This window comes from Flagellimonas beolgyonensis (assembly GCF_003992615.1).
Taxonomy (GTDB): domain Bacteria; phylum Bacteroidota; class Bacteroidia; order Flavobacteriales; family Flavobacteriaceae; genus Flagellimonas; species Flagellimonas beolgyonensis.
The window spans coordinates 172,226-194,857 of sequence record NZ_RZMY01000016.1 but is presented as its reverse complement, the minus strand read 5'-3'; the positions used below and the strand labels follow the sequence as shown (position 1 = coordinate 194,857).

Genomic DNA, 22,632 nt, shown 5'->3' with positions numbered 1-22,632 from the left:
TTGAATTATATTTGCACTCCTTTCCGCGGGTGTGGTGGAACTGGTAGACACGCTAGACTTAGGATCTAGTGCTGCAAGGCGTGGGGGTTCGACTCCCTTCACCCGCACTTCAAAAAAGACCCGAACAATTGTTCGGGTCTTTTTTATTTCCTCATGTTCCACTAAGGTTTCGCCTGCTGCTTTTCCAAAATAAATGTTATCTAAAGTTCTACTTCCAATTTTAATCCGTTCCTTTACGGAACATTAAAATTATGGACGAAAATTATACCGGTCCTTAAATAAAAAAGACAGCCCGTCAAATCACCTCATAAACAAAGGGCCCTTCTTAATTATTTTTCGCTTGTACAAATATTCGAATTTCAATGGTCGGTAGGCCATACAACGAAATTACAGTTGCTATTCACCACATTGTGCCCTGATCCTACGGCCCTCTATTTTGTCTTCAACTCCATAATTCATGGTTAAAATTTTCATTAACTAAAATGATCGAAAAATGCTTAAAGTAAAAATAGTACCGGGTGAAAACATTGAAAGGGCTTTGAAAAGGTACCGAAACAAAGTGAGAAACACCCAACAGTTGAAACGTATACGGAACAATGAACAGTTCACCAAAAAATCAAAAGTGAAACGGGAACAATTGGCCAAGGCCGTGTACCGTAACGAGTACATGCAAAAGATGGAGGAGTAATTTTATGGAGAAAGATTTGAACCTGGCCGTTTTGATAGACGGGGATAATATTCCATCCAGGTATGTAAAGGAGATGTTGGAAGAAATTGCAAAATATGGTAATCCGAGTATCAAAAGAATTTATGGGGACTGGACAAAACCAAGTCTGGTAAAATGGAAGGACGTACTGCTTAAAAACGCCATTACCCCCGTACAACAATATGGCTATACCACGGGCAAAAATGCCACGGATAGTGCCATGATCATCGATGCCATGGATATCCTTTATTCGGGAAAGGTCAATGGTTTTTCATTGGTTTCAAGCGATAGTGACTTTACCCGGCTGGCCATTCGGTTAAGGGAAGCGGGCATGACCGTATTTGGCATCGGGGAACGAAAAACACCCGATCCGTTCATAGTATCCTGTGACAAGTTCATCTACCTCGAAATTTTGCACAAGACCGATCCGGCGGAATCCACCACCATCAAAAAAGAAAAGAATGCAGGTGTTGATAAAATAACCCCAAAGGTGATTGACTTGATTCTTTCGACCATTGCCGATGTGGAGGACGAGGAAGGCTGGGCCTTTTTGGGAGAGGTCGGGGCGCTTATACAAAAGAAACAGCCCAATTTCGATGCCCGTAATTATGGCTTTCGAAAATTGACCCCCTTGGTCAAATCCTTGAACCAAATTGAAATAGGTACACGGAAAAACCCAAAAGGAAATGGAAACTTGATATATGTAAGGGCAATTTCTTAAAGAAAAATTCTATGCGGTCACTCACAATAGCGAAACAGATTACCAAAAGAGACACCCCTGCCCTCACCAAATACCTCAATGATATCAGTCGAATTCCGATGATTACCGAGGAAGAGGAGGTGGAGTTGGCCGTACGCATTCGAAAGGGTGATGCCCAAGCATTGGATAAATTGGTAACGGCGAACCTAAGGTTTGTTGTTTCGGTGGCCAAGCAATATCAATCCAGAGGACTCAACTTGCATGACCTGATCAATGAGGGTAATCTTGGATTGGTCAAGGCGGCCTCAAAGTTTGATGAAACACGTGGCTTCAAGTTCATTTCCTATGCAGTTTGGTGGGTGCGACAGGGAATTATTCAGGCATTGACCGAAAAATCCAGAATGGTTAGGCTGCCATTGAACAAAATAAACGTCATCAATAAAATCAACCAGGTTTCTTCCCATTTTGAACAGATCCATCAACGACCACCATCGGCGGATGAAATTTCCGAGCGTATCGATTTTTCGTTGACGGAGATCGAACTCTGCTTAAAACATTCATCATGGCCAATAAGTATGGATCAACCATTGGCTCCGGGTGATAGCAGTTTGAACCTTTACGATAAAATGGGTTCCGATGGTTCCGATAGCCCTGAAAAGGACATGCTGTCACAATCGTTAAGGGTGGAGATGAACGATATGTTGGAGATGTTGTCGTACCGTGAGGCTTACGTGATCAAAATGCATTTCGGTATCGATTCAAATGCTCCCTTAGCCTTCGAACAGATAGCAGCCGATCTGAATATTACCAAGGAACGTGTGCGTCAAATCAAAATCCGGGCGCTGGCCAGGTTGAGACAATCCAGTAAAAGCGACATCTTAAAGGAATACTTGGATTGATTGGATTTTAGTCTCATTTTACAATAAAATTTGGGCAAGAAAGTTCTTCTATATTAAAAAATGAGTAATTTTTTCCGACCTTTAGTTTAGATAGCTAAAAAAAACCAATCAACTTAACTACAACTGCCAGAATTATGTACAAGGAAATTTATTTGGTCGATGATGAAGACCTGGTCAATACTGTAAATACCATCCATTTTAGACGAATGGGTATGGAGGACAGGGTCAAAAGCTTTACAAATCCTGAATTGGCCCTTGACGAGCTTAGATTTCGAGACAACCCCAATGTTAAAACGCTGATTCTTTTGGATATCAACATGCCAGAGATGAGCGGTTTTGAATTTTTGGAGTTTATGATGCTTGAAGAATTTCCTGAAACCAACGAAGTACTGCTAGTAACTTCCTCAGAATCCGATGCGGACAAGGAGGAGGCCAAAAAGTATGAAAAGTACGTTAAAGAATTTATTACCAAACCTTTGCAGATCAGTCACTTGGAAGATTATTTGCAAGGTTCGTTCAAATAATACACCCAATTCACGGCCAATTTGTAATACCAACCCTCTCTTAAACCTTGGATTTTGAAAGAGAAGCAGATACTTATTCATAACAAAGTAGAAATTGTTGAGGATAGAGACGATGTGGTTTGGGCCATGGATAGTGATTACAGGCTGACCGCCTTTAACTCTTCTTTTGAACTACGACTCCGTGTTGAGGGTCTGGGTAATGCCATGAAGGGAATGGATATGAGGCCTGTTTATGAAAAAGGCGTGTTCTTTAGCCCGTGCAAGCAAGGTTGTGAGCGCGCCTTAAAACGGTATGCCACAACTTCCGAACATACCTTTCTCCAAAATCATGAAACGGTTGTGCATGAGTTCTCCTTTCAACCTTTCATGGATAGTTCTGGGAATGTGATTGGGTGTTGTATTTGGCAAAAGGATATTACATGGGAACTCGATAACATCCGCCGGCTGGAAGAGAGTGAGCAAAAATATCGGGAAGCCCAGGAAATCGCAAATGTAGGCCATTGGAACTGGGACATGGTGCGGGATGAGATTACCTGGTCCGACCAGTTGTTCCGGATATTTGGCCAAGAACCGGGCAAGTTTGAGGCAACCTATAGTGCGTTAATGGAGATTATTCATCCCGATGATCAGGAAGCTTTCAATACCAATGTTGAAAAATGCATCCGAAATGAAGCACTGCACGACATCGTGCATAGGATCGTGGTCAACGACGGGCAGATCAGATATGTCCATCAAAAAGGTAAGGCCTATTTTGATGAGCAAGGTGTTCCCTACCGAATGTCGGGTACCACCCAGGATGTGACCAAAGATATATTGGCCAACCAACAGATTGTGAATCAGAATCACGAACTCCAAAATTTTGTCCGTATTATATCCCATAATTTAAGGGGGCCCATCGCCAATCTTTTGATGCTCTCCAAAATCTATGAGTTTGGGAAGGATGAGGTGAACGATGACATTGTTGGGAAGATAGAACTGACTACCGAAGCCTTGGATCAGACCATTAAGGATCTTAATCTGTCACTCTCTTTAAAGAATGCCAACAGGGAATCGTTTCGGGAGGTACAATTTTCGGAAGTGATGAAAGATGTGGATGGCCTATTGGTCGAGGAAATTTTAAAAAATAAGGCTATTGTTCAAACCGATTTTTCGGAGGCCGATAGTATTGTGGGCATTAAAAGTTACTTTGTAAACATCTTTTACAACCTCATACTGAATGCCTTGAACTATTCCAAGGACGATGTTAGGCCCGAGATTCAAATTTCCACAGAAGATGTGGGAACGGCCATCATTCTTCGGGTTGCCGATAATGGAATCGGGATGGAGTTGTCCCCGGAACGCGAGCGCAAAATTTTTGATATGTATGGGAGACTCAGTGGTGAAACCGAAGGTAAGGGATTGGGGTTGTATCTGGTGAAAACGCAAGCGGAGGCCATGAATGGAAAAATCCATGTGGTGAGTGAAAAGGAGATGGGTACCACCTTTATTTTTCAATTCGAGAAGAGTTAAATGACTCAATCCACTAATAAGGCAATTGCCCCAGATCTACATTTCCTCCGGAAATGATCACACCGATTTTTTTTCCCGAAAATTCCTTTTTGTTCTTTAGAACAGCTGCAAAGGCTACAGCACTGGATGGCTCACAGACAATTTTGAGACGTTCCCAAATAATCCGCATGGCCGAAACAATCTCGGCTTCTTCCACCCGAACAATGCGCTCCACATATTTTTGTATGACGGGAAAGTTGCGATCGCCCAATTGGGTTTTAAGTCCATCTGCAATGGTGTTCGTTGAGGTATTGGTTTCAATTTTTCCACTTTTAAGGGAACGGTAGGCATCATCAACGGCCATGGGCTCCCCTGCTATGGTTTTGCAGTGGTCCCCAAAATAATGGGCAGCAAGGGCCGTACCGGCCAACAATCCGCCTCCACCAACAGGAGTTACGACAATATCCAGGTCTGGATGGTCCTCCAAAAGTTCCATGCAGGCCGTTGCATTGCCAATGATCACATTGTCATCATTGGATGGGTGGATAAAGGTTGCCCCATATTTTTGAATAATTTCTTGGGAGGCATTCTCACGTGCAGGCAAGTTGGGTTCGCATTCGATCACCATTCCTCCATATCCTTTAACCGCTTCCTTTTTTACCTTGGGAGCTGAACTTGGCATCACGATATAGGCTTTTATCCCCAAATTCTGTGCTGCCAGGGATAGTGCTTGGGCAAAATTGCCCGAGGAGTGGGTGACCACACCGTTTTGTTTTTCTTTATCACTCAATTGCATAATGGCGTTTGCCGCACCCCGCATTTTAAATGCGCCCATTCGTTGGAAATTTTCACATTTAAAGAAGACGTTGGCATTGACCATTGCATCAATTAAACGGGATTTGAGCACAGGGGTACGATGAATAAAAGGCCGTATCCGTTTTTCGCAATCCAAAAGAAGTTGTTTGTCCATCCAAAAAAATTAAGCTCGGTTTTATCATTTAAAACCGAGCTTAAAGATAGTGAGGAGGGATCAATTAATTATGTGTTTCCACGTTTTGTTCTTCCTCCTGTTCTTCTTCTACCGAAAGTCCTTCCATGCCTAATTCCGGGATGACCAACAATGGAATTTGGGTGTGGAATGCGGTTCGTTTAATAATGGGCTCCCGTGTCATTTTTTCCATATAGCTGTGCTGGTAATTGAGCATGGCCAACAGGTGAATGTCCAATTCTTGGGAGAACATTTCCAAGGTGTGCGAAACAGAGTTCAGTTCGGATACCGTGTGCACATAGTGTTCCACATCGCCCAGATACTTTCTGAGCATGTTCAAATTGAACTGCTGCAATTCCGTAAGGGCCTTGATGCCATACTGCACATGCACAATACGAATGGTGGCCTTGAACATTTTCGCCATTTCTAACAACGGCGATAGTTCAGATGAAGTGTAGAACCTATTGAAGTCCGTGGCAAAGGCAATTTCGGTTGGGGTAACATACTCAAAATGGTAGGGTATGGCCAAAATAGGGCACCTTTTCACACTCTTGATGATACGAACGGTATTACTGCCCATAAAAACTTCATCGACGCCCGAAGCGCCCTTGGTTCCTGTGACCACCAAATGAATGCCAAAGGTATCCACAATGTCCTTTACCTCCTCCATCAATAGGTTAAAGGAGGAAATGGTCTCAAAGCTATGGTTGGGATTCCCATATTTACTTTTTATCTGGTTTACGGTTTTTTGCAATCCTCGTTCAGAATTCTCCCTTACCGCATCCACAATACGCACGCCATCCACCATTTTAGCCATAAACCGGCTACTTGGAATCACTGGGGTATAGGTATTGAGCAGATAAAAAGTACACCGTTTGTTGCGGAACAATTGCATGGCATAATCGATGGCATTCCATGCATTTTCCGAAAAATCCGTAGGTATTAAAATCTTCTGCATCTGACTAAGATTAAGATGCGATAAAATTAAACCGTGGGTATTGGGGATTCTATGACAATTGTCAGGTTCGGAAATTAGGTCTAAAAACCTTCCACCATTTCCATGAGCTTGCGCTCATTTTTGATACCGATTTTTTTGCCGGAAGTGTGGATCAATCCCTTCTTCTTGAATTCGGAAATGATACGGATGGCAGACTCGGTGGCGGTACCCACCACATTGGAAATATCCTCTCGGGAGAGGGTAAGGGCCAAGAAGCCTTCTTCATCCTCGCCAAAATTGTTCTTCAGGTATAGGAAAGCTTCCGCAATGCGCTGCTTCACCGTTTTTTGGGAGATGTTCACGATCACATCATCGGCTTCCTTTAGGTCATGGGCCATGTGTCGTAAAACTTCAAGTGTAAAGTTTGGATTCTTTTGTAAGGTATTGGTAATGCTTTCCTTGGGAATAAAGCAGACTTCCATATCCTGAACCGCAATGGCCGATAGGTTGGTGCTTTCCTCTGCAATAACGGAGCGCTGACCGAGTACTTCACCTTTGGTGGCCAATTTTACGATTTGGTCCTTGCCGTTGGCACTCAATTTGGAAAGTTTGGAAATACCGTTGCGGACGCAGTAAACCCCATTGAGTTTGTCGCCTTCCTCAAATAAGGCATCCCCTTTTTTAATGGATTTGGTAATCTTGGAATCGGAGACGGATTTTAACTCTTCCTTGCTCATGGCCCGAAGGGAGTTGAACTGTCTTATGATACAATTTTCACATCTGCTTTCCATACATATTTGTTTACCTGATTGAACAAAATTAAAGGTTACCCGCCTACAATTTACTGATAAATATCATATTTTTAAGGAGGATACCATCCCAAATTTGCATCAGGTAAAGCAAATGTAAATGACAGACACGACCTGTTACCACTGTGGTGATGCGTGCGGTAAGAACGGGGTGCATTTTGATGATAAGGATTTTTGTTGCAATGGTTGCAAGACCGTTTACGAGATTTTTACATCCAATGGCCTGGCCACCTATTACGAAATTGAGGCCAAAGCGGGCACCACCCCGAACGAAGTGCGCAAGAAATACGATTTTTTGGATAACCAAGAAATTGTAGGTCAACTGGTGGAGTTCAATGAAGATGGGGTACAGGTAGTGAGTTTGAGCATTCCTTCCATCCATTGCAGTTCCTGCATCTGGGTTTTGGAAAACCTGAACAAATTGCATTCGGCCATCTCCGTTTCACAGGTCGATTTTCCCAAAAAGACCATTCGGGTCACGTATCGTACCCAGGATTTTTCACTGAAGGCTTTGGTGCTTCTCTTGGGCAGCATCGGGTATGAGCCCTATATTTCTTTGGAGGAATTTAATAAGAAGGATAAGAAAGTAGATCGTTCCCTCATCTATAAATTGGGCGTGGCAGGATTTGCCTTTGGCAACGTAATGCTGTTATCCTTCCCCGAATATTTTGAGGTACAGGAATACTGGTTGGACCAATACAAAGTGGTCTTTCGATGGCTGATGTTCGCTTTTTCCTTGCCCGTTGTCTTTTATGCTGGGCAAGATTATTTCATATCGGCCTACAAAGGACTGCGTTCCAAATTATTGAACATCGATGTGCCTATTGCGTTAGGGATTCTTACCCTTTTCCTGCGAAGTACAGCAGATATCATTTTTGATCTGGGATCGGGATTTTTCGATAGTCTCACAGGATTGGTGTTCTTTCTGTTATTGGGTAAATTCTTTCAGCAAAAAACATACGCCTATCTATCCTTTGAACGGGACTACAAATCCTATTTTCCCATCGCCGTTACCCGATTGACCAAGTCTGGGGAAGAAGAGAATGTGCAGGTGTACCATATTGATAAGGGCGATCGGATTTTGATCCGAAGCCATGAGATCATACCTGTCGACTGTATTTTGATCAAGGGGAATGCCGAGATCGATTACAGTTTTGTAACCGGGGAATCGGAAGCTGTGTTTCGGGAGTCAGGTGAAAAATTGTTCGCCGGTGGCAAACAGATTGGGGATGTTTTGGAGGTGGAGGTACTCAAGTCCGTATCCCAGAGTTATTTGACTCAATTATGGGGTAATGCCGTTTTCGCCAAGGACAAGTCAAGCCATTTTCAAAATATTACGGACAGTATTGGCAAGCGATTTACCATTGCGGTATTGAGCATTGCAACATTGGCCACCGTGTATTGGTTGGCTGTTGATCCAACCCTGGCACTCAATGTTTTTACCTCAGTATTGATCATTGCCTGTCCGTGTGCCATAGCCTTGGCGGCACCCTTTACCTTGGGAAATATGTTGCGCATTTTTGGCAAGTATAAATTTTACCTTAAGAATACCAATGTCATCGAACGACTGGCCAAGATCGACACGGCCATTTTTGATAAAACGGGAACGCTGACCACCAATCAGAAAGATACCGTTTGTTACGAAGGTTTGGAATTGACCGAAGCCGAGACGGCCTTGTTGAAGACCACCTTACGGGCGTCCAACCATCCATTGAGTCGGTCCCTTTACGATATTTTGAAATCCAATGCCATCATGACCCTTGATGAATTTCAGGAGCATACAGGTAAAGGAATTGAAGGGAAGGCCAATGCACATACCATTAAGGTGGGTTCCGCAGCCTATGTTGGCGAGGAGCAAAGCACTTCCATGACGAACACGGCTGTTTACGTAAGTTCCGATGAAAATGTAAAAGGAAAATTCGTGTTTAAAAACACCTATCGGGAAGGAATAGACGATGTTTTTGAAGCACTTGGAACGGAGTATGGCCTGGGTATTCTCTCCGGGGACAACGATGGTGAACGAAACCGACTTGAGGAATTGGTTCCCAAAACAACTTCCATGTTGTTCAATCAAAAGCCGGAAGATAAACTGGAGTATATCAAAAAGCTCCAAGAAGAACATAAGGTAATGATGGTGGGTGATGGCCTGAACGATGCAGGAGCTTTGGCCCAAAGTGATGTGGGATTGGCCGTTTCGGAGAACATCAACGTGTTTTCCCCGGCCTGTGACGGTATTCTGGATGCTTCCAATATGAATTTGTTGCCCCGTTTTCTCAGGCTGTCGAAAAATGCGATGCAGGTGATCAAAATGAGTTTCATTTTATCGCTCTGCTACAATATAGTGGGACTGTATTTTGCGGTGACCGGTCAGTTGCAACCGGTGATCGCGGCCATACTGATGCCCCTTAGTTCCATAAGCATTGTGGTGTTTACGACAATTGCCACAAATTTTTTGGAAAAAAAATTAAAAAATTAATTGAAAAGGTGACTAATGTCATTTTATGAAGTGGACCATAGAAGTAGTTTTACCCTCAAAATAAGGCAGGTATGAGCGTTATTTATGTGTTGTTGGCCATAAGTATTACAGTGGCCGTGGCATTTTTTGCAGCCTTTGTTCTTTCCGTAAAAAGCGGGCAGTACGATGATACGTACACGCCATCGGTCCGAATGTTGTTCGAGGATGAGGTGGTCAAGGACAAAAAAGAATCTACCCTGAATAATCAAAAATCAAACAAGAATACTACAACAAACCAATAAATATGGAAATACAACAGTTCCGCTACGATAACAAAATCGTGCAAAAGTTCTTATACGCCACCATCCTATGGGGCGTGGTAGGTATGTCGGTAGGTCTTTTGTTGGCCTTCATGTTTTTATTCCCCAATGTTACCGAGGGTATTCCGTGGCTGAGTTTTGGGCGATTGCGTCCCTTGCACACCAACGCAGTGATCTTTGCCTTTGTGGGCAACGCGATTTTTGCGGGGGTGTATTACTCTTTGCAGCGACTGCTCAAGGCCCGAATGTTCAGCGATGCGCTGAGCAATATCAATTTCTGGGGCTGGCAGTTGATCATCGTGGCCGCGGCATTGACCTTGCCATTGGGTTACACAACATCCAAGGAATACGCAGAATTGGAATGGCCCATAGACCTTGCCATTGCAGTGGTCTGGGTAGTCTTCGGATGGAACATGATCGGTACCATTTTAAAGAGAAGACAACGACATTTGTATGTGGCCATTTGGTTTTATTTGGCCACGTTTGTTACCGTGGCGGTTCTCCACATTTTCAATAGTTTGGAGTTGCCGGTATCAGCTTTAAAAAGTTATTCTGTCTATGCAGGGGTTCAAGATGCCCTGGTGCAGTGGTGGTACGGGCACAATGCGGTGGCCTTCTTTTTGACCACTCCATTTTTGGGACTGATGTACTACTTTGTGCCCAAAGCGGCAAACCGCCCCATCTATTCGTATAGACTTTCCATCGTCCACTTCTGGTCGTTGATCTTTATCTACATTTGGGCCGGACCACACCACTTATTGTATTCCGCCCTTCCTGATTGGGCCCAAAACTTAGGGGTTGTGTTCTCCGTAATGTTGATCGCGCCATCTTGGGGTGGTATGATCAACGGTTTGTTGACCCTTCGTGGGGTATGGGACAAGGTTAGAACCGATGCCACCTTGAAATTTATGGTGGTTGCCATTACCGGTTATGGTATGGCCACTTTTGAAGGTCCAATGCTTTCTTTGAAAAACGTAAATGCCATTGCCCACTTTAGTGACTGGATCATCGCCCACGTGCACGTTGGTGCATTGGCGTGGAACGGATTCCTGACCTTTGGTATGATCTATTGGTTGGTACCAAGAATGTTCAAGACCGATTTGCACTCCAAAGGATTGGCCAATTTCCACTTCTGGATCGGTACCTTGGGTATTGTACTGTACGCCCTGCCCATGTATGTTGCAGGATTTACACAAGCATTGATGTGGAAAGATTTCAACCCCGATGGCACCTTGGTGTATGGTAACTTCTTGGAAACCGTTACACAGATCATCCCCATGTATTGGATGAGGGCCATTGGAGGTACCCTTTATATTCTGGGAATGTTCGTGTTGCTCTACAACATCGTAATGACCATTCGGGCTGGAAGCAAAGTGGAAGATGAATTGGCCGAAGCTCCAGCATTGACAAGGGTATCCAAAAAACGTGTGGCCGGAGAAACTTTCCACAACTGGTTGGAAAGAAAACCGGTACAATTGACCATTTTGGCCACCATAGCCATTCTGATCGGAGGTATTGTCCAGATCATCCCAACCATTTTGGTAAAATCGAATATTCCGACCATCACCAGTGTAAAACCCTATACTCCATTGGAATTGGAAGGTCGTGACCTCTACATCCGTGAAGGTTGTGTGGGCTGTCACTCACAAATGATCCGTCCGTTCCGAAGTGAGGTGGAACGTTACGGTGAATACGCCAAAGCAGGGGAATATGTGTACGATCACCCCTTCCTTTGGGGAAGTAAACGAACCGGACCCGATTTGTTGAGGGTCGGCGGCAAGTATTCTGACAACTGGCACTTGAACCACATGTACGATCCACAAAGTACCTCGGCAGGTTCGATCATGCCATCGTACGAATGGTTGGTACGTGACGAACACGATAGAAGTGGGGTTCAGGCCAAGATGGAAGTCATGGTAAAATTGGGCGTGCCCTATACCGAAGAGGATATTGCCAATGCACCGGAATCCATGGCAGCACAAGCGGAACAGATTGAGAAAAACCTGTACTCCGATCCAGAATTTGTGAAAACGTATGAGGCAGATAAAAAATATGCCGAAGAAAACGGAGAGGAATTCATCGAAATGCGCAATCGGGAAATCGTGGCATTGATCGCGTATCTGCAACGATTGGGTACCGATATCAAGATCAAGAATACAGAAGAAACACTATCACAAAACAAATAACCATGTTGAAATTTGTAAAGAACCATATGGAGAGCATTGAGGGCGTTGCAAACTACCCCATGATCTCATTGATGATCTTCTTTGTCTTTTTTGTGCTGTTGTTCTGGTGGGTGTTTACTGCCACCAAGGAACACGTCAAGGAAATGGCGGAGCTCCCCTTAGAAAACGATGACCAACATAACAAACTATAACATTATGAGTACTAGAACACCTTGGTGGATACGTGTCCCAGTTTTATTCTTCTTGATCTTCGGATTAATGGAATACTTTATAGACTCTGGTGAAAAACCAGCAATCATCGAATATCCCATTACGCAATTTTTCATGCTATTGGTGTTGATGATCTTGATTGCCATAGAATTGATCCTCAGCTCCATTGAGAACATCATGTTCCAGACCCTTTCCGAAGAAGGAAAGGCCAAATATTTGGAAGCTAAGGAAAAGAAATACGAATGGACCTGGGCGAAGAACATCATGAAGCGGTTGACCAAGAGCCGTTCCATCGAACGCGAACAGGAAATTGTGCTCGATCATAATTACGACGGTATTCGGGAGCTCGACAATGTACTGCCACCTTGGTGGGTGTACCTGTTCTATGCGACCATCATCTTTGCCGTAGTGTATTTGGTGCGCTTCCATATCATTGGTGATTACGATCAGGAACTGGAGTACGAACAGGAAGTGGCGGCTGCACAAATTGCCATCGAGGAATATAAAAAGAACGCCAAGGATTTGGTGGACGTAAATACAGTGGAAGTGTTGACCGACGCTGCCGATTTGAGTGCAGGTGAAAAAATATTCCAAACCAACTGCGTGGCCTGTCATATGGCAGACGGCGGTGGTGGAATTGGTCCGAACCTGACCGACGAGTATTGGATTTTAGGAGGAGGCATCAAAAATGTCTTCAACACCATTTCCGAAGGGGGTCGCGATGGTAAAGGTATGGTAAGCTGGAAGCAAACATTGAAGCCAGTCGAAATTGCCCAAGTGGCGAGCTACATATTGACTTTGGGAGGCACAACACCGGCAAATCCAAAGGCACCGGAAGGGGATATCTGGGTAGATCCCAATGCTCCTCAACCTAGCGAGACCGAATCCAATGCGCCAGAAATGGAGCAACCAACGGATTCCACAAACGTTGCCATGAACTGATTCACAAGGTTCGGGGTAACTAATAGTCAAAACTAAAAAATTGCAATGGAAGAAAACTTTAGGGATTCCATAGGCACAATCACAGAAGAAGGAAAGCGAAATTGGATTTTTCCCAAAAAACCAAGCGGTAGGTATTACGATTACCGAAAGTATGTAAGTTACTTTCTGCTGATTTTTTTGATTGCGGCACCGTTCATCAAAATACAGGGCCACCAATTCTTGCTGTTCAATGTGTTGGATAGGCGATTCAATATTTTTGGATTTCCATTCTGGCCGCAGGATTTCCATTTGGTCGTGATATCCATGATCATTGGGGTGATCTTCATTGCATTGTTCACCGTGGCCTATGGCCGGATCTTTTGTGGGTGGATGTGTCCCCAGACCATTTTTTTGGAAATGGTTTTCCGTCGCATTGAATATTGGATTGATGGGGATCGTGGGGCGCAGATGCGGTTGAAAAAGGCTCCTTGGACCAACAAAAAGATTCGAAAGCGGGTATTGAAATGGTTCATCTTTTTCTTGATATCCTTTATTATTTCGAATGTGTTTTTGGCCTACTTGATCGGGAGCGATCAATTACTGGCCTATATCACCGACGGACCCATGGCCCACATGGGCACGATGATTCCGTTGCTGATATTCACAGGGGTGTTCTATTTCATCTTTGCCTGGTTTAGGGAACAGGTTTGTATCATTGCATGCCCCTATGGAAGGCTCCAAGGCGTGTTGTTGGATGACAAGTCCATTGTTGTGGCCTACGACCATAAAAGGGGAGAGGGCGAAAACGGAAGAAAGAAGTTTCGAAAAAATGAAGATAGGGATGCATTGGGACATGGCGATTGTATCGATTGCTTCCAATGTGTACATGTGTGCCCAACAGGAATCGATATTCGAAATGGGACCCAACTGGAATGTGTGAACTGTACCGCTTGTATCGATGAGTGCGATCACATTATGGACAGCATCAACAAACCCCGTGGTTTGATCAGATATGCCAGTGAGGATGAGATCACCAATAATAACAAGTTTAAGTTTACAGCTCGGATGAAGGGCTATACGGCAGTTTTGGTGGTCTTGACCGGTATTTTGATCGGTATGTTGTTCATGAGGAACGAAGTGGAGGCCAACGTACTTCGCTTACCGGGACAATTGTATGAACGAAAGGATAACAACATCATCAGCAATGTGTACACGTATAAATTGGTGAACAAGACCACCAAGGATATCAATGATGTAACCTTTAAGTTGTTGTCCCACAAAGGGGCAATAAAAATGGTGTCCCAGGATTCGTTTACGGTACCAGCAGAAAATTTGGCCGAAGGAACCCTGTTCATAGAAATCAATGCATCGGCATTGACCGGGGATAAGGACAGACTGAAAATTGGGGTGTACAGTGGCGATCAATTGATCGAGACCACCATTACCCAGTTCTTGGCACCGAGAAGTTATAATTAAAAAAAATTGACATGAAAATAAATTGGGGAACAGGCATTGTATTGGCATTCATAGGGTTTATTTCCTTTATCCTATACTTTGTGTTCCGTATGAGCACCGATGACCGGGCCAACCACGATTTGGTGACCGAGGAATATTATAAGAAGGAACTCACCTATCAACAAGAATTGGATGCATCCAATTCGGCCACAGAAATGAATGCCAACCTTACCGTGGAAAAAACGGATGAAGGCTTGGTGATCTATTTCCCAGAACGATTTGATCCCACTAAAATTTCGGGAACAGTGTCCCTATATAGACCGTCTAACAAGCACTTGGATACCAACTTTCCTATAAGTTTGTCCAAAACACATTTGCTCATACCTGACAATCGCTTGGTAGACGGTCGCTGGGACATTACCGTAAAATGGGAGTATGAAGGTAAGTCATTTATGCACAAGGAAAAACTTACTTACTGATCATGTTAACGTCCGCTTTGGTATTGGGTTTATTGGGAAGTCTGCACTGCTTGGGCATGTGTGGTCCCATTGCCTTTATGCTTCCGTTGGACCAAGAAAATACCATCAAAAAAACCACACAATTGTCCATTTATCATGTTGGAAGGCTCTTGGCCTACGGGGTGATCGGCGTTCTATTCGGAACATTGGGCAAGGGTTTGGAGCTCTTTGGAATACAACAAAAACTCTCCATAGGCATCGGGGTACTCATGATTATATTGGTGCTCATTCCTACCAAATATTTGAACGGACACAAGGTTTTTCAACCGATTTATTCCATTTTGGGAAAGGTCAAGTCCCGACTGGGCAGTGAATTGAAAAAGAAAACTCCGGACGCCTTTTTGACCATTGGCTTTTTAAATGGGTTTTTGCCCTGCGGATTGGTCTATATGGCCCTTTTGGGCGCAGTGGCCATGGGCAGCCCTTGGGAAGGCGGACTGTACATGATGCTTTTTGGCTTGGGCACCGTTCCCTTAATGTCCGCAGTGGTCTATTCCAAAGGTTTGATCAAAGGTCCAGTCCGGTCCAAAATTCAAAAATTGATTCCTGTATTTGTGGTGATCATTGGTATTTTGTTTATTGTACGTGGTCTTGGGTTGGGAATTCCGTATGTGTCTCCCAAACCGGCTGCGGGCAATACGGTTACCGCGACCATTGAATGTCATCAACCATAACTAAATACTGTTCCAAGTGAAAATAACAACAGCCGAAGAAGCGGTAGGGATTGTCAAATCCGGAGACCGTGTATTCTTTCAAGGGGCGGCCATGACCCCAAACGAATTGATAGATGCCCTATGTGAACGACATGGGGAAATAAAAGACGTGGAAATCATTTCCATCCACACGGAAGGGGATGCCAAGTATACCCGAAAACCATATTGCGAAGCCTTTACTTTGAACACCTGTTTTGTCGGGGGCAACGTGAGGTCTTTTGTGAACACCTACATGGGCGATTACATCCCCGTTTTCTTAAGTGAGATACCGTGGTTGTTCGCCGATGAGTACTTGCCGTTGGATGTTGCCTTTGTACAAGTGTCACCGCCCGACAAACATGGCTATTGTTCGTTGGGTGTGTCCGTGGATGTTGCCTTACCAGCCGTTAGGACTGCCAAAAAGATTGTTGCCCAAATAAATCCCCAAGTACCGCGTACCCATGGTACCGGAATCGTCCATATTGATGAGATCGAGTATGCCATAGAGGTGAATAGGCCCATTCATGAACATAATCCCACGGAAATTACAGAAGTGGAACATGAAATTGGACGACACGTGGCATCGTTGATCGAAGATGGCGCAACTTTGCAAATGGGAATCGGGAACATTCCCAATGCGGTATTGTCCAACTTGGGCAATCATAAAAATCTGGGCATACACACCGAAATGTTTTCCGATGGTGTTTTGCCATTGATCGAAAGCGGCGTGATCAACGGAAAGGAAAAAGCAGTGAAACGGGGAAAAATCGTGAGCTGCTTTGCGGTGGGCTCCCGAAAACTGTACGATTTTATCGATGACAACCCCATTTGTGATTTTAGGGACTCTGGCTATACCAACGATACGGCCAGAATTCGAAGAAATCCCAAGGCAACTGCAATCAATAGCGCCATAGAAATTGACCTTACCGGACAGGTATGTGCCGATACCATCGGTGGGTTCCAGTTCTCTGGAGTGGGTGGCCAAATGGATTTTATGCGCGGCGCCTCACTCTCACCAGGGGGCAAACCCATCATTGCCATGTCGTCCACCACCAAAAAAGGGGTTTCCAAAATAGTGCCCTTCTTAAAACAAGGCGCGGGCGTAACCACCACCAGGGCACACATGCATTATGTGGCCACCGAATTTGGGGTGGTGAATCTATTTGGAAAGAACTTGCATCAAAGGGCCGAAGCACTTATTTCCATTGCGCATCCAGACCATCGGGAGGCATTGGAAAAGGCCGCCTATGAACGGTTTCACGGATAAAAAATCACGGTCAAAAGCATAAAAAAAGGGGGCAATTTTAAAATTGCCCCCTTTTCTTGAATCGCATGAAACCAATCAAAAAAATGCAATCCATCAAATTTTAAACGTGATTACCGGTGCTTCGGAATGGTTGGCGATATCTTCGCCAATACTGCCCATAAAGAAGTGCGATAACCCTCTTCTGCCATGGGTGGGTATCCCAATAAGATCGGCAGAAACCTGATCACTGTAATTTAAAACGCCTTTTTCCACGGTGTAGTCGTTATAGATCTCAACGGCAACATCCATGCTGGCCGCATCCAATAATTTGGAAATTTTGGTATTGGCATCTTCAGTGCTCAAGAATTCATCACCGGGTGTATTGATGTAGACCAAATGCAATTTTGTTTTGAGCAGATCTGCCATCCCTTTGGCTTTCTTAAGTGCAGGAAGACTTTCTTCTTCAAAATCACTGGCAAACACGAAGGTTTTGGGTTTAAACTCCTTAATGTCACCTTTGATTACCAATACAGGGATATCGGCGGTACGGACAACGCGCTCGGTATTGGAACCGATAAAGATTTCTTGAAGGCCATCGGCACCATGGGACCCCATAACAATAAGATCTGCCTTGTGCTTTTCGGCCACTTCGTTCACTTCACTGAACACTTTGTAGTGTTTGATCACAGGGGTAACCTTAACATCCTTCAAATACGGTTTGTCCAAAAATTCCGCGAAACGTTTTTCGCCGATCTTGATGAGGTGCACCACCTGTTCCTGTGAAATATAGCCGGATTCACCCATAATGGCGGGCGAAAGTTCCAACATATGCAACACCAATAGCTCTGCCCCGTGTTCTTTGGCCAAGGATGCTGCCACCTTTAAGGCCAATTCGGATTGATTTGAAAAATCAATGGGTACGATTATACTTTTCATTTTGTTGTTTTTTAGGTTAAAAGGTCATGGAAAATATTCGGGTATCTGGTTTTTTTCTGTGCAACTTCAGATCAAAGGCCATACTGATATTCCTAACAAAGGGTCGCCCCTTTTCGGTCACTTCGATGGATCGGTCATCAATAACAACCAAACCATCGGTTTGCAGTTCGGATAAGTTGTCCACTATCTTGCGAAAATCTACTATTGCTTCCTCTTCCTCGTTCCAATCCGTTTTGAATTGACACATGATATTGAGGATATGTTTGCGCATGATCTGATCTTCCTTATTAAGGATGTGCCCCCTAAAAATAGGGATTACCCCTTGCGAAACCAAATTTTCATATTCTTCCACGTTTTTCACATTTTGGGCAAATCCATACCAACTATCGCTAATGCTTGATGCGCCAAGACCGATCATCAGTTTAGTCTTAAACGGGGTATAGCCCATAAAATTGCGATGGAGGGTGCCATTCACCAAAGCTTTGTACAAGCTATCGGTGGGCAGTGCAAAATGGTCCATGCCCACATCCTTGTAACCAAATTCACCCAGCATCCGTTTGCCCAATTCGTACTGGGCTTTCTTCACTTCTGTGGGTGGAAGGTCTGAATCTTTAAAGCCTCGCTGGCCATTGCCTTTGAGCCACGGTACGTGGGCATAGCTGTAAAATGCTATTCGGTCCGGTTTGAGGGCATTGGTTTTTATAATGGTTTCCTTAACATGGTCCGTATCTTGAAATGGTAAACCATAGATAATATCATGCCCCACGGATGTAAAGCCGATTTCACGGGCCCACTCGGTAACATTTTTCACGTTTTCAAACGGTTGTACACGATTTATGGCTCGTTGTACGGAGAGATTATAGTCCTGTACGCCATAACACACTCTTCGGAAACCAACATCATAAAGTGCCTGTAAATGGCCTTTGGTGGTATTGTTTGGATGCCCCTCGAAGCTGAATTCCATGTCCGTTGCCTTTTTTCCGAACCGAAGGATGCCCTCGATCAAGGTCCTAAGGTTTTCAGGGGAAAAAAAAGTGGGAGTACCGCCACCAAGGTGCAGTTCCTTGATCAAAGGTTTGGCGCCCAACAAAGCATGGTACAATTCCCATTCCTTTAGTATGGCTTGGATATAAGGCAGTTCCACATCGTGCCTTTTGGTAATGCGTTTGTGGCAACCGCAGAAGGTGCACATACTTTCGCAAAAAGGGAGATGTATATAAATACTGATGCCTTCATCTTGACTTTCCGTAAAAGCCCGAAGAACGGTGGTATTCCATTGTTTGCCCGAAAAGCTGTCCACGTCCCAATAGGGAACGGTCGGATAACTCGTATAACGGGGTCCGGGCACATTATACTTTTGAACTAAATCACACATAGCTGCATACCTTATCATTATAGCTCAAAAATACTTGGATGTGGATTTACAAAATATGACAAATGTCAGTATGGGAGGTGGCCAATATAAGACAAGGCTTTGTGGCCTGACAAGTATCATATTTTTCGGGGATAATGTACTGTAGATTTATACTATCTGTAATGGAGATTAATTTCTGTTCCTATGGGTGAACATATTGCAAAAAGTAATTTTGACGAACGGGAACGCATGGTCTTTGTCCAACATTTGATAGATGATATCAAGTCCTTGGAGACCATGATCAAGGAAAGAATGATCGAAAGTGATGTGGTTCGTATCGGAGCGGAACAGGAAATGTGCCTGATCAATTCCGATTATCGACCTGCGGCCAAATCCCTTGAGATCATCAAAGCTATTGACGACCCTCATTTTACTACCGAACTGGCCAGCTATAACATGGAGGCCAATCTAGACCCGGTACAATTGGGCAATGAGTGCTTTCGTTCCATGCAAGAACAGTTGGAATCCCTTTTGAAAAAGGCGCGGAACAAGGCCGAAGAACACAATACACGCATTTTGCTTACGGGTATATTGCCCACCATAAGCAGGGATGAACTTCGAATGGAGTTCATGACCCCGATACTGCGCTATTACAAATTGAACGATATTTTAAAAGCATGGCGAGGAGACGATTTTTCGGTTCGGATAAAAGGCGCGGATGAATTGTCGCTCCATCATGATTCGGTACTCTTTGAGGCATGCAATACCAGCTTCCAACTACATTTACAGATTCCCCAAGACGATTTTATAAAAAGTTACAATTGGGCCCAGGCCATTTCGGGGCCAGTGCTGGGAACTGCCTGTAACTCGCCCTTACTTTTGGGCAAAGAATTGTGGCGGGAAACCCGAATAGCCCTATTTCAACAAAGTTTGGATACCCGCAAATGGACCAAGGCCGTTAAAGAGCAAGTGGCAAGGGTCGGGTTTGGTGAACGCTGGCAAATAGCTTCACCTGCCGAGATTTTTAAACAGGACATTTCCACCCATCGTATTTTACTGACCAAACCTATTGAGCGAAGTTCACTGGATGTGCTTCGTGAGGGAAAAATACCCAAATTGGAAGCACTGAGTTTGTTCAACAGTACCGTGTACCGATGGAACCGCCCTTGCTATGGGGTAGGCAATGGAAAACCCCATTTGCGAATCGAAAACCGCTATATTCCCTCGGGCCCCACGGTAATTGATGAAATTGCCAATTTTGCGTTTTGGGTGGGTCTTATGGTGGGGCGACCAACAAAATATGATGATCTTCCTTGTATTATGGATTTTAGGGAGGCCAAGGTCAATTTTTTACGGGCCGCCCAGAACGGTAGGCAAGCCATGTTCTCGTGGATGGGCCGTGCCATGACGGTGAAAAAGTTGGTGAGGGAGGAACTGCTTCCCATCGCATACGAAGGACTCCGAAAATTCCAAGTTAATGAATCGGATATTGTTGAGCTGTTGGGCATTATCGATGAAAGGGTAGGAAAAGGAACTGGGGCCGATTGGCAGATCAATAACTTCAGGTCGCTTCGCAAACAGATCAAGTTGGATAGCGCCATTGTACAACTCACAAAGGCCATGTACCATAACCAGTTGACCAATGTTCCGGTGCACCAATGGAAAAACATCGAAGGCATGGACAAGACCATGGAGGCCTTTCATTGGGTGGGCCAGATCATGTCCACCAAACTCATGAAGTTGTATGAAGACGATTATGCCAATTTGGCCATCGCGATCATGCAATGGAACAATATCCACCATCTACCTGTGGAAAACGGAAAGGGTGAACTGGTTGGCTTGCTTACCTGGAGCCATATCGAAAAATTGGGTCGTATGGACATGCATGAGGTACGGGTATCCGATATTATGATCAATGAAGTGATCACTGTGGAGCCCAAAACAGAAATTGAAGTGGCCAAAAAAATGATGGCAGATCACCAAATAGGCTGTTTGCCAGTTTGTGTGGATACCCATATTGTGGGCATCATCAGTAAAGTGGATTTATAGGAATGGCAACAGTTCGCAGCCTGGCATTACAGGAGACATTGGAAGTTGAACGTGTCATCGACCATTTAAAAGGTACAGATGATGGCCCCACTGTGGTTTTCTTTGGAGGTATCCATGGCAATGAGCCGGCGGGCGTTTTTGCCTTGAAACAGGTGTTCGGTGAAATTAGGGAATCGCATTTGCCGATTAGGGGAGAGGTGTACGGGTTGGCAGGGAACTTGGGCGCATTGCAAAATGGCACTAGGTATCAAAAGGAAGATCTCAATCGCATTTGGTTTCCCAATCGAATAGATGGTATTTCGCTTGAATCATCGAATGGGTATGATGAAGAATTGGAACTCCAAAATCTGTATGCCTTATTACGGGAAATCATCAAAAATGGAAAACCGCCTTTTTACTTCTTGGACCTTCATACCACTTCCAGTGACTCATCCCCTTTTATGGTGATGAACGATAGTCTGTTGAACCGAAAATTTGCGTCCCAGTATCCCTTACCGGTCATTTTGGGAATTGAAGAATACTTGCATGGTGCCCTATTGAGCTATATCAACGAATTGGGCTATGTTTCCTTAGGGTTTGAAAGTGGGCAACATGACGATGAAAGGGCCATTGAAAATAGTGTAAACTTTGTGCAGTATTCGTTGGGATTGACACAATCCATTGCCCTGTCCGAACGAAGGATGGCCGCATTAAAATGGGCCATTTCCCGTGCTGCTACGGCACCTCATAAGTTTTATGAGATATACCATCAACATGATATTGGGCCCGATGGCCATTTTAAAATGTTTCCGGGGTTTGTCAATTTTCAGGTGGTGGCCAAGGGCAGAAGTTTGGCCATGGTTGATGGTGTGGAACTAAAGACGACCAAAAAGCGTCAGATATTTATGCCTTTGTATCAAAAGCAAGGCAGTGAAGGATTTTATTTTATAAAACCGGTGCCCCGATTTTTACTTTGGCTTTCCAAACAATTAAGGCAATTTAAGGTGGATCACCTTTTGGTATGCCTCCCTGGGGTAGCATGGCGCTCCAAGGAAAAGGATACCTTGGTGGTCGATCAAAAAGTGGCCCGCTTCTTCGCCAAATCCGTTTTTCACCTGTTGGGGTATCGAGCCAGACAATTCGATACTACCCATTTGGTGGTCAAAAGCAGGGAACGTGCTTCCAAATCCGAGGAGTATCGGAACACCCCTTGGTTCAAGCCATAAAAAAAGGTCCAAGTTTTGGCTTGGACCTTTTTCA

Annotated in this window: 21 protein-coding genes and 1 tRNA gene; 17 read left to right on the top strand and 5 right to left on the bottom strand. The window is 44.3% G+C overall.

What is annotated here, in order from left to right; all coding sequences use genetic code 11:
* The first annotated feature begins 25 nt into the window (after positions 1-25).
* From EO131_RS11875 to EO131_RS11850, 6 genes are all read left to right on the top strand, one after another.
* Positions 26-107, top strand: a tRNA-Leu gene (locus tag EO131_RS11875).
* A gap of 386 nt (positions 108-493) precedes the next feature.
* Entirely contained in the window at positions 494-688 is a 195-nt protein-coding gene (gene rpsU, locus EO131_RS11870) for a 30S ribosomal protein S21 (protein ID WP_127022239.1), read from the top strand.
* Between the two features lie 4 nt (positions 689-692).
* Positions 693-1,427: an NYN domain-containing protein gene (locus tag EO131_RS11865; RefSeq protein WP_127022236.1), complete on the top strand. Its 735-nt coding sequence runs from the start codon at positions 693-695 to the stop codon at positions 1,425-1,427.
* An 11-nt stretch (positions 1,428-1,438) separates the two neighbouring features.
* On the top strand, positions 1,439-2,305 hold the full coding sequence (locus EO131_RS11860) for a sigma-70 family RNA polymerase sigma factor (RefSeq protein ID WP_127022233.1): 867 nt from the start codon (positions 1,439-1,441) through the stop codon (positions 2,303-2,305).
* 134 nt (positions 2,306-2,439) lie between these two features.
* Positions 2,440-2,829 (top strand): response regulator, encoded by a 390-nt coding sequence (locus EO131_RS11855; RefSeq protein WP_127022230.1) that lies wholly within the window; start codon positions 2,440-2,442, stop codon positions 2,827-2,829.
* Between the two features lie 54 nt (positions 2,830-2,883).
* Positions 2,884-4,338, top strand: coding sequence for a sensor histidine kinase (locus EO131_RS11850; RefSeq protein ID WP_127022227.1), 1,455 nt, complete (start codon positions 2,884-2,886; stop codon positions 4,336-4,338).
* Between the two features lie 13 nt (positions 4,339-4,351).
* Here the strand turns inward: EO131_RS11850 and EO131_RS11845 are convergent, their stop codons facing one another.
* The 3 genes from EO131_RS11845 to EO131_RS11835 form a co-directional block, all read right to left on the bottom strand.
* Positions 4,352-5,287 (bottom strand): pyridoxal-phosphate dependent enzyme, encoded by a 936-nt coding sequence (locus tag EO131_RS11845; RefSeq protein ID WP_127022223.1) that lies wholly within the window; start codon positions 5,285-5,287, stop codon positions 4,352-4,354.
* Positions 5,288-5,351: 64 nt separating this feature from the next.
* Entirely contained in the window at positions 5,352-6,263 is a 912-nt protein-coding gene (locus EO131_RS11840) for a universal stress protein (protein WP_127022220.1), read from the bottom strand.
* An 80-nt stretch (positions 6,264-6,343) separates the two neighbouring features.
* Positions 6,344-7,033: a Crp/Fnr family transcriptional regulator gene (locus tag EO131_RS11835; protein WP_127022217.1), complete on the bottom strand. Its 690-nt coding sequence runs from the start codon at positions 7,031-7,033 to the stop codon at positions 6,344-6,346.
* Positions 7,034-7,151: 118 nt separating this feature from the next.
* Here EO131_RS11835 and EO131_RS11830 point away from each other — a divergent pair, with 118 nt between their 5' ends.
* The 9 genes from EO131_RS11830 (at position 7,152) to EO131_RS11790 (ending at position 17,075) form a co-directional block, all read left to right on the top strand.
* Positions 7,152-9,527, top strand: coding sequence for a heavy metal translocating P-type ATPase (locus tag EO131_RS11830; RefSeq protein ID WP_127022214.1), 2,376 nt, complete (start codon positions 7,152-7,154; stop codon positions 9,525-9,527).
* 71 nt (positions 9,528-9,598) lie between these two features.
* Entirely contained in the window at positions 9,599-9,808 is a 210-nt protein-coding gene (gene ccoS / locus EO131_RS11825; RefSeq protein ID WP_127022211.1) for a cbb3-type cytochrome oxidase assembly protein CcoS, read from the top strand.
* A 2-nt stretch (positions 9,809-9,810) separates the two neighbouring features.
* The gene (gene ccoN, locus EO131_RS11820; protein WP_127022208.1) at positions 9,811-12,012 is read left to right on the top strand and encodes a cytochrome-c oxidase, cbb3-type subunit I; all 2,202 of its coding nucleotides are present in this window, start codon (positions 9,811-9,813) and stop codon (positions 12,010-12,012) included.
* Positions 12,013-12,014: 2 nt separating this feature from the next.
* Positions 12,015-12,203 (top strand): CcoQ/FixQ family Cbb3-type cytochrome c oxidase assembly chaperone, encoded by a 189-nt coding sequence (locus EO131_RS11815; protein WP_127022205.1) that lies wholly within the window; start codon positions 12,015-12,017, stop codon positions 12,201-12,203.
* 4 nt (positions 12,204-12,207) lie between these two features.
* Positions 12,208-13,164 carry a cbb3-type cytochrome c oxidase N-terminal domain-containing protein gene (locus EO131_RS11810; RefSeq protein WP_127022202.1) on the top strand — a complete coding sequence of 319 codons (957 nt, stop codon included), beginning with the start codon at positions 12,208-12,210 and terminating at the stop codon, positions 13,162-13,164.
* Between the two features lie 45 nt (positions 13,165-13,209).
* A complete protein-coding gene (ccoG, locus tag EO131_RS11805) occupies positions 13,210-14,619 on the top strand; it encodes a cytochrome c oxidase accessory protein CcoG (protein WP_127022199.1) in 1,410 nt (469 codons plus the stop codon).
* 11 nt (positions 14,620-14,630) lie between these two features.
* Positions 14,631-15,077, top strand: coding sequence for a FixH family protein (locus tag EO131_RS11800; RefSeq protein WP_127022196.1), 447 nt, complete (start codon positions 14,631-14,633; stop codon positions 15,075-15,077).
* A 2-nt stretch (positions 15,078-15,079) separates the two neighbouring features.
* Positions 15,080-15,790: a sulfite exporter TauE/SafE family protein gene (locus EO131_RS11795; protein WP_127022193.1), complete on the top strand. Its 711-nt coding sequence runs from the start codon at positions 15,080-15,082 to the stop codon at positions 15,788-15,790.
* A gap of 16 nt (positions 15,791-15,806) precedes the next feature.
* The gene (locus EO131_RS11790) at positions 15,807-17,075 is read left to right on the top strand and encodes an acetyl-CoA hydrolase/transferase family protein (RefSeq protein ID WP_127022190.1); all 1,269 of its coding nucleotides are present in this window, start codon (positions 15,807-15,809) and stop codon (positions 17,073-17,075) included.
* 93 nt (positions 17,076-17,168) lie between these two features.
* Here the strand turns inward: EO131_RS11790 and EO131_RS11785 are convergent, their stop codons facing one another.
* Positions 17,169-17,990 (bottom strand): universal stress protein, encoded by an 822-nt coding sequence (locus EO131_RS11785; protein WP_127022187.1) that lies wholly within the window; start codon positions 17,988-17,990, stop codon positions 17,169-17,171.
* Between the two features lie 16 nt (positions 17,991-18,006).
* Positions 18,007-19,365 carry an oxygen-independent coproporphyrinogen III oxidase gene (hemN, locus tag EO131_RS11780; protein WP_127022184.1) on the bottom strand — a complete coding sequence of 453 codons (1,359 nt, stop codon included), beginning with the start codon at positions 19,363-19,365 and terminating at the stop codon, positions 18,007-18,009.
* A 183-nt stretch (positions 19,366-19,548) separates the two neighbouring features.
* On the opposite strand from hemN, the gene EO131_RS11775 reads away from it, so the two are divergent.
* Positions 19,549-21,393, top strand: a complete 1,845-nt coding sequence (locus tag EO131_RS11775; protein WP_127022181.1) for a glutamate-cysteine ligase family protein — start codon at positions 19,549-19,551, stop codon at positions 21,391-21,393.
* A gap of 2 nt (positions 21,394-21,395) precedes the next feature.
* Positions 21,396-22,598 (top strand): succinylglutamate desuccinylase/aspartoacylase family protein, encoded by a 1,203-nt coding sequence (locus tag EO131_RS11770; protein ID WP_127022178.1) that lies wholly within the window; start codon positions 21,396-21,398, stop codon positions 22,596-22,598.
* Positions 22,599-22,632: the final 34 nt, after the last annotated feature.

Excerpts from the sequence above, each read along its gene's own strand:
- rpsU (WP_127022239.1), top strand. The coding sequence starts at position 494 with ATGCTTAAAGTAAAAATAGTACCGGGTGAAAACATTGAAAGGGCTTTG.
- EO131_RS11865 (WP_127022236.1), top strand. The coding sequence starts at position 693 with ATGGAGAAAGATTTGAACCTGGCCGTTTTGATAGACGGGGATAATATT.
- EO131_RS11860 (WP_127022233.1), top strand. The coding sequence starts at position 1,439 with ATGCGGTCACTCACAATAGCGAAACAGATTACCAAAAGAGACACCCCT.
- EO131_RS11855 (WP_127022230.1), top strand. The coding sequence starts at position 2,440 with ATGTACAAGGAAATTTATTTGGTCGATGATGAAGACCTGGTCAATACT.
- EO131_RS11845 (WP_127022223.1), bottom strand. The coding sequence starts at position 5,287 with ATGGACAAACAACTTCTTTTGGATTGCGAAAAACGGATACGGCCTTTT.
- EO131_RS11840 (WP_127022220.1), bottom strand. The coding sequence starts at position 6,263 with ATGCAGAAGATTTTAATACCTACGGATTTTTCGGAAAATGCATGGAAT.
- EO131_RS11835 (WP_127022217.1), bottom strand. The coding sequence starts at position 7,033 with ATGGAAAGCAGATGTGAAAATTGTATCATAAGACAGTTCAACTCCCTT.
- EO131_RS11830 (WP_127022214.1), top strand. The coding sequence starts at position 7,152 with ATGACAGACACGACCTGTTACCACTGTGGTGATGCGTGCGGTAAGAAC.
- ccoS (WP_127022211.1), top strand. The coding sequence starts at position 9,599 with ATGAGCGTTATTTATGTGTTGTTGGCCATAAGTATTACAGTGGCCGTG.
- ccoN (WP_127022208.1), top strand. The coding sequence starts at position 9,811 with ATGGAAATACAACAGTTCCGCTACGATAACAAAATCGTGCAAAAGTTC.
- EO131_RS11815 (WP_127022205.1), top strand. The coding sequence starts at position 12,015 with ATGTTGAAATTTGTAAAGAACCATATGGAGAGCATTGAGGGCGTTGCA.
- EO131_RS11810 (WP_127022202.1), top strand. The coding sequence starts at position 12,208 with ATGAGTACTAGAACACCTTGGTGGATACGTGTCCCAGTTTTATTCTTC.
- ccoG (WP_127022199.1), top strand. The coding sequence starts at position 13,210 with ATGGAAGAAAACTTTAGGGATTCCATAGGCACAATCACAGAAGAAGGA.
- EO131_RS11800 (WP_127022196.1), top strand. The coding sequence starts at position 14,631 with ATGAAAATAAATTGGGGAACAGGCATTGTATTGGCATTCATAGGGTTT.
- EO131_RS11795 (WP_127022193.1), top strand. The coding sequence starts at position 15,080 with ATGTTAACGTCCGCTTTGGTATTGGGTTTATTGGGAAGTCTGCACTGC.
- EO131_RS11785 (WP_127022187.1), bottom strand. The coding sequence starts at position 17,990 with ATGAAAAGTATAATCGTACCCATTGATTTTTCAAATCAATCCGAATTG.
- hemN (WP_127022184.1), bottom strand. The coding sequence starts at position 19,365 with ATGTGTGATTTAGTTCAAAAGTATAATGTGCCCGGACCCCGTTATACG.
- EO131_RS11775 (WP_127022181.1), top strand. The coding sequence starts at position 19,549 with ATGGGTGAACATATTGCAAAAAGTAATTTTGACGAACGGGAACGCATG.
- EO131_RS11770 (WP_127022178.1), top strand. The coding sequence starts at position 21,396 with ATGGCAACAGTTCGCAGCCTGGCATTACAGGAGACATTGGAAGTTGAA.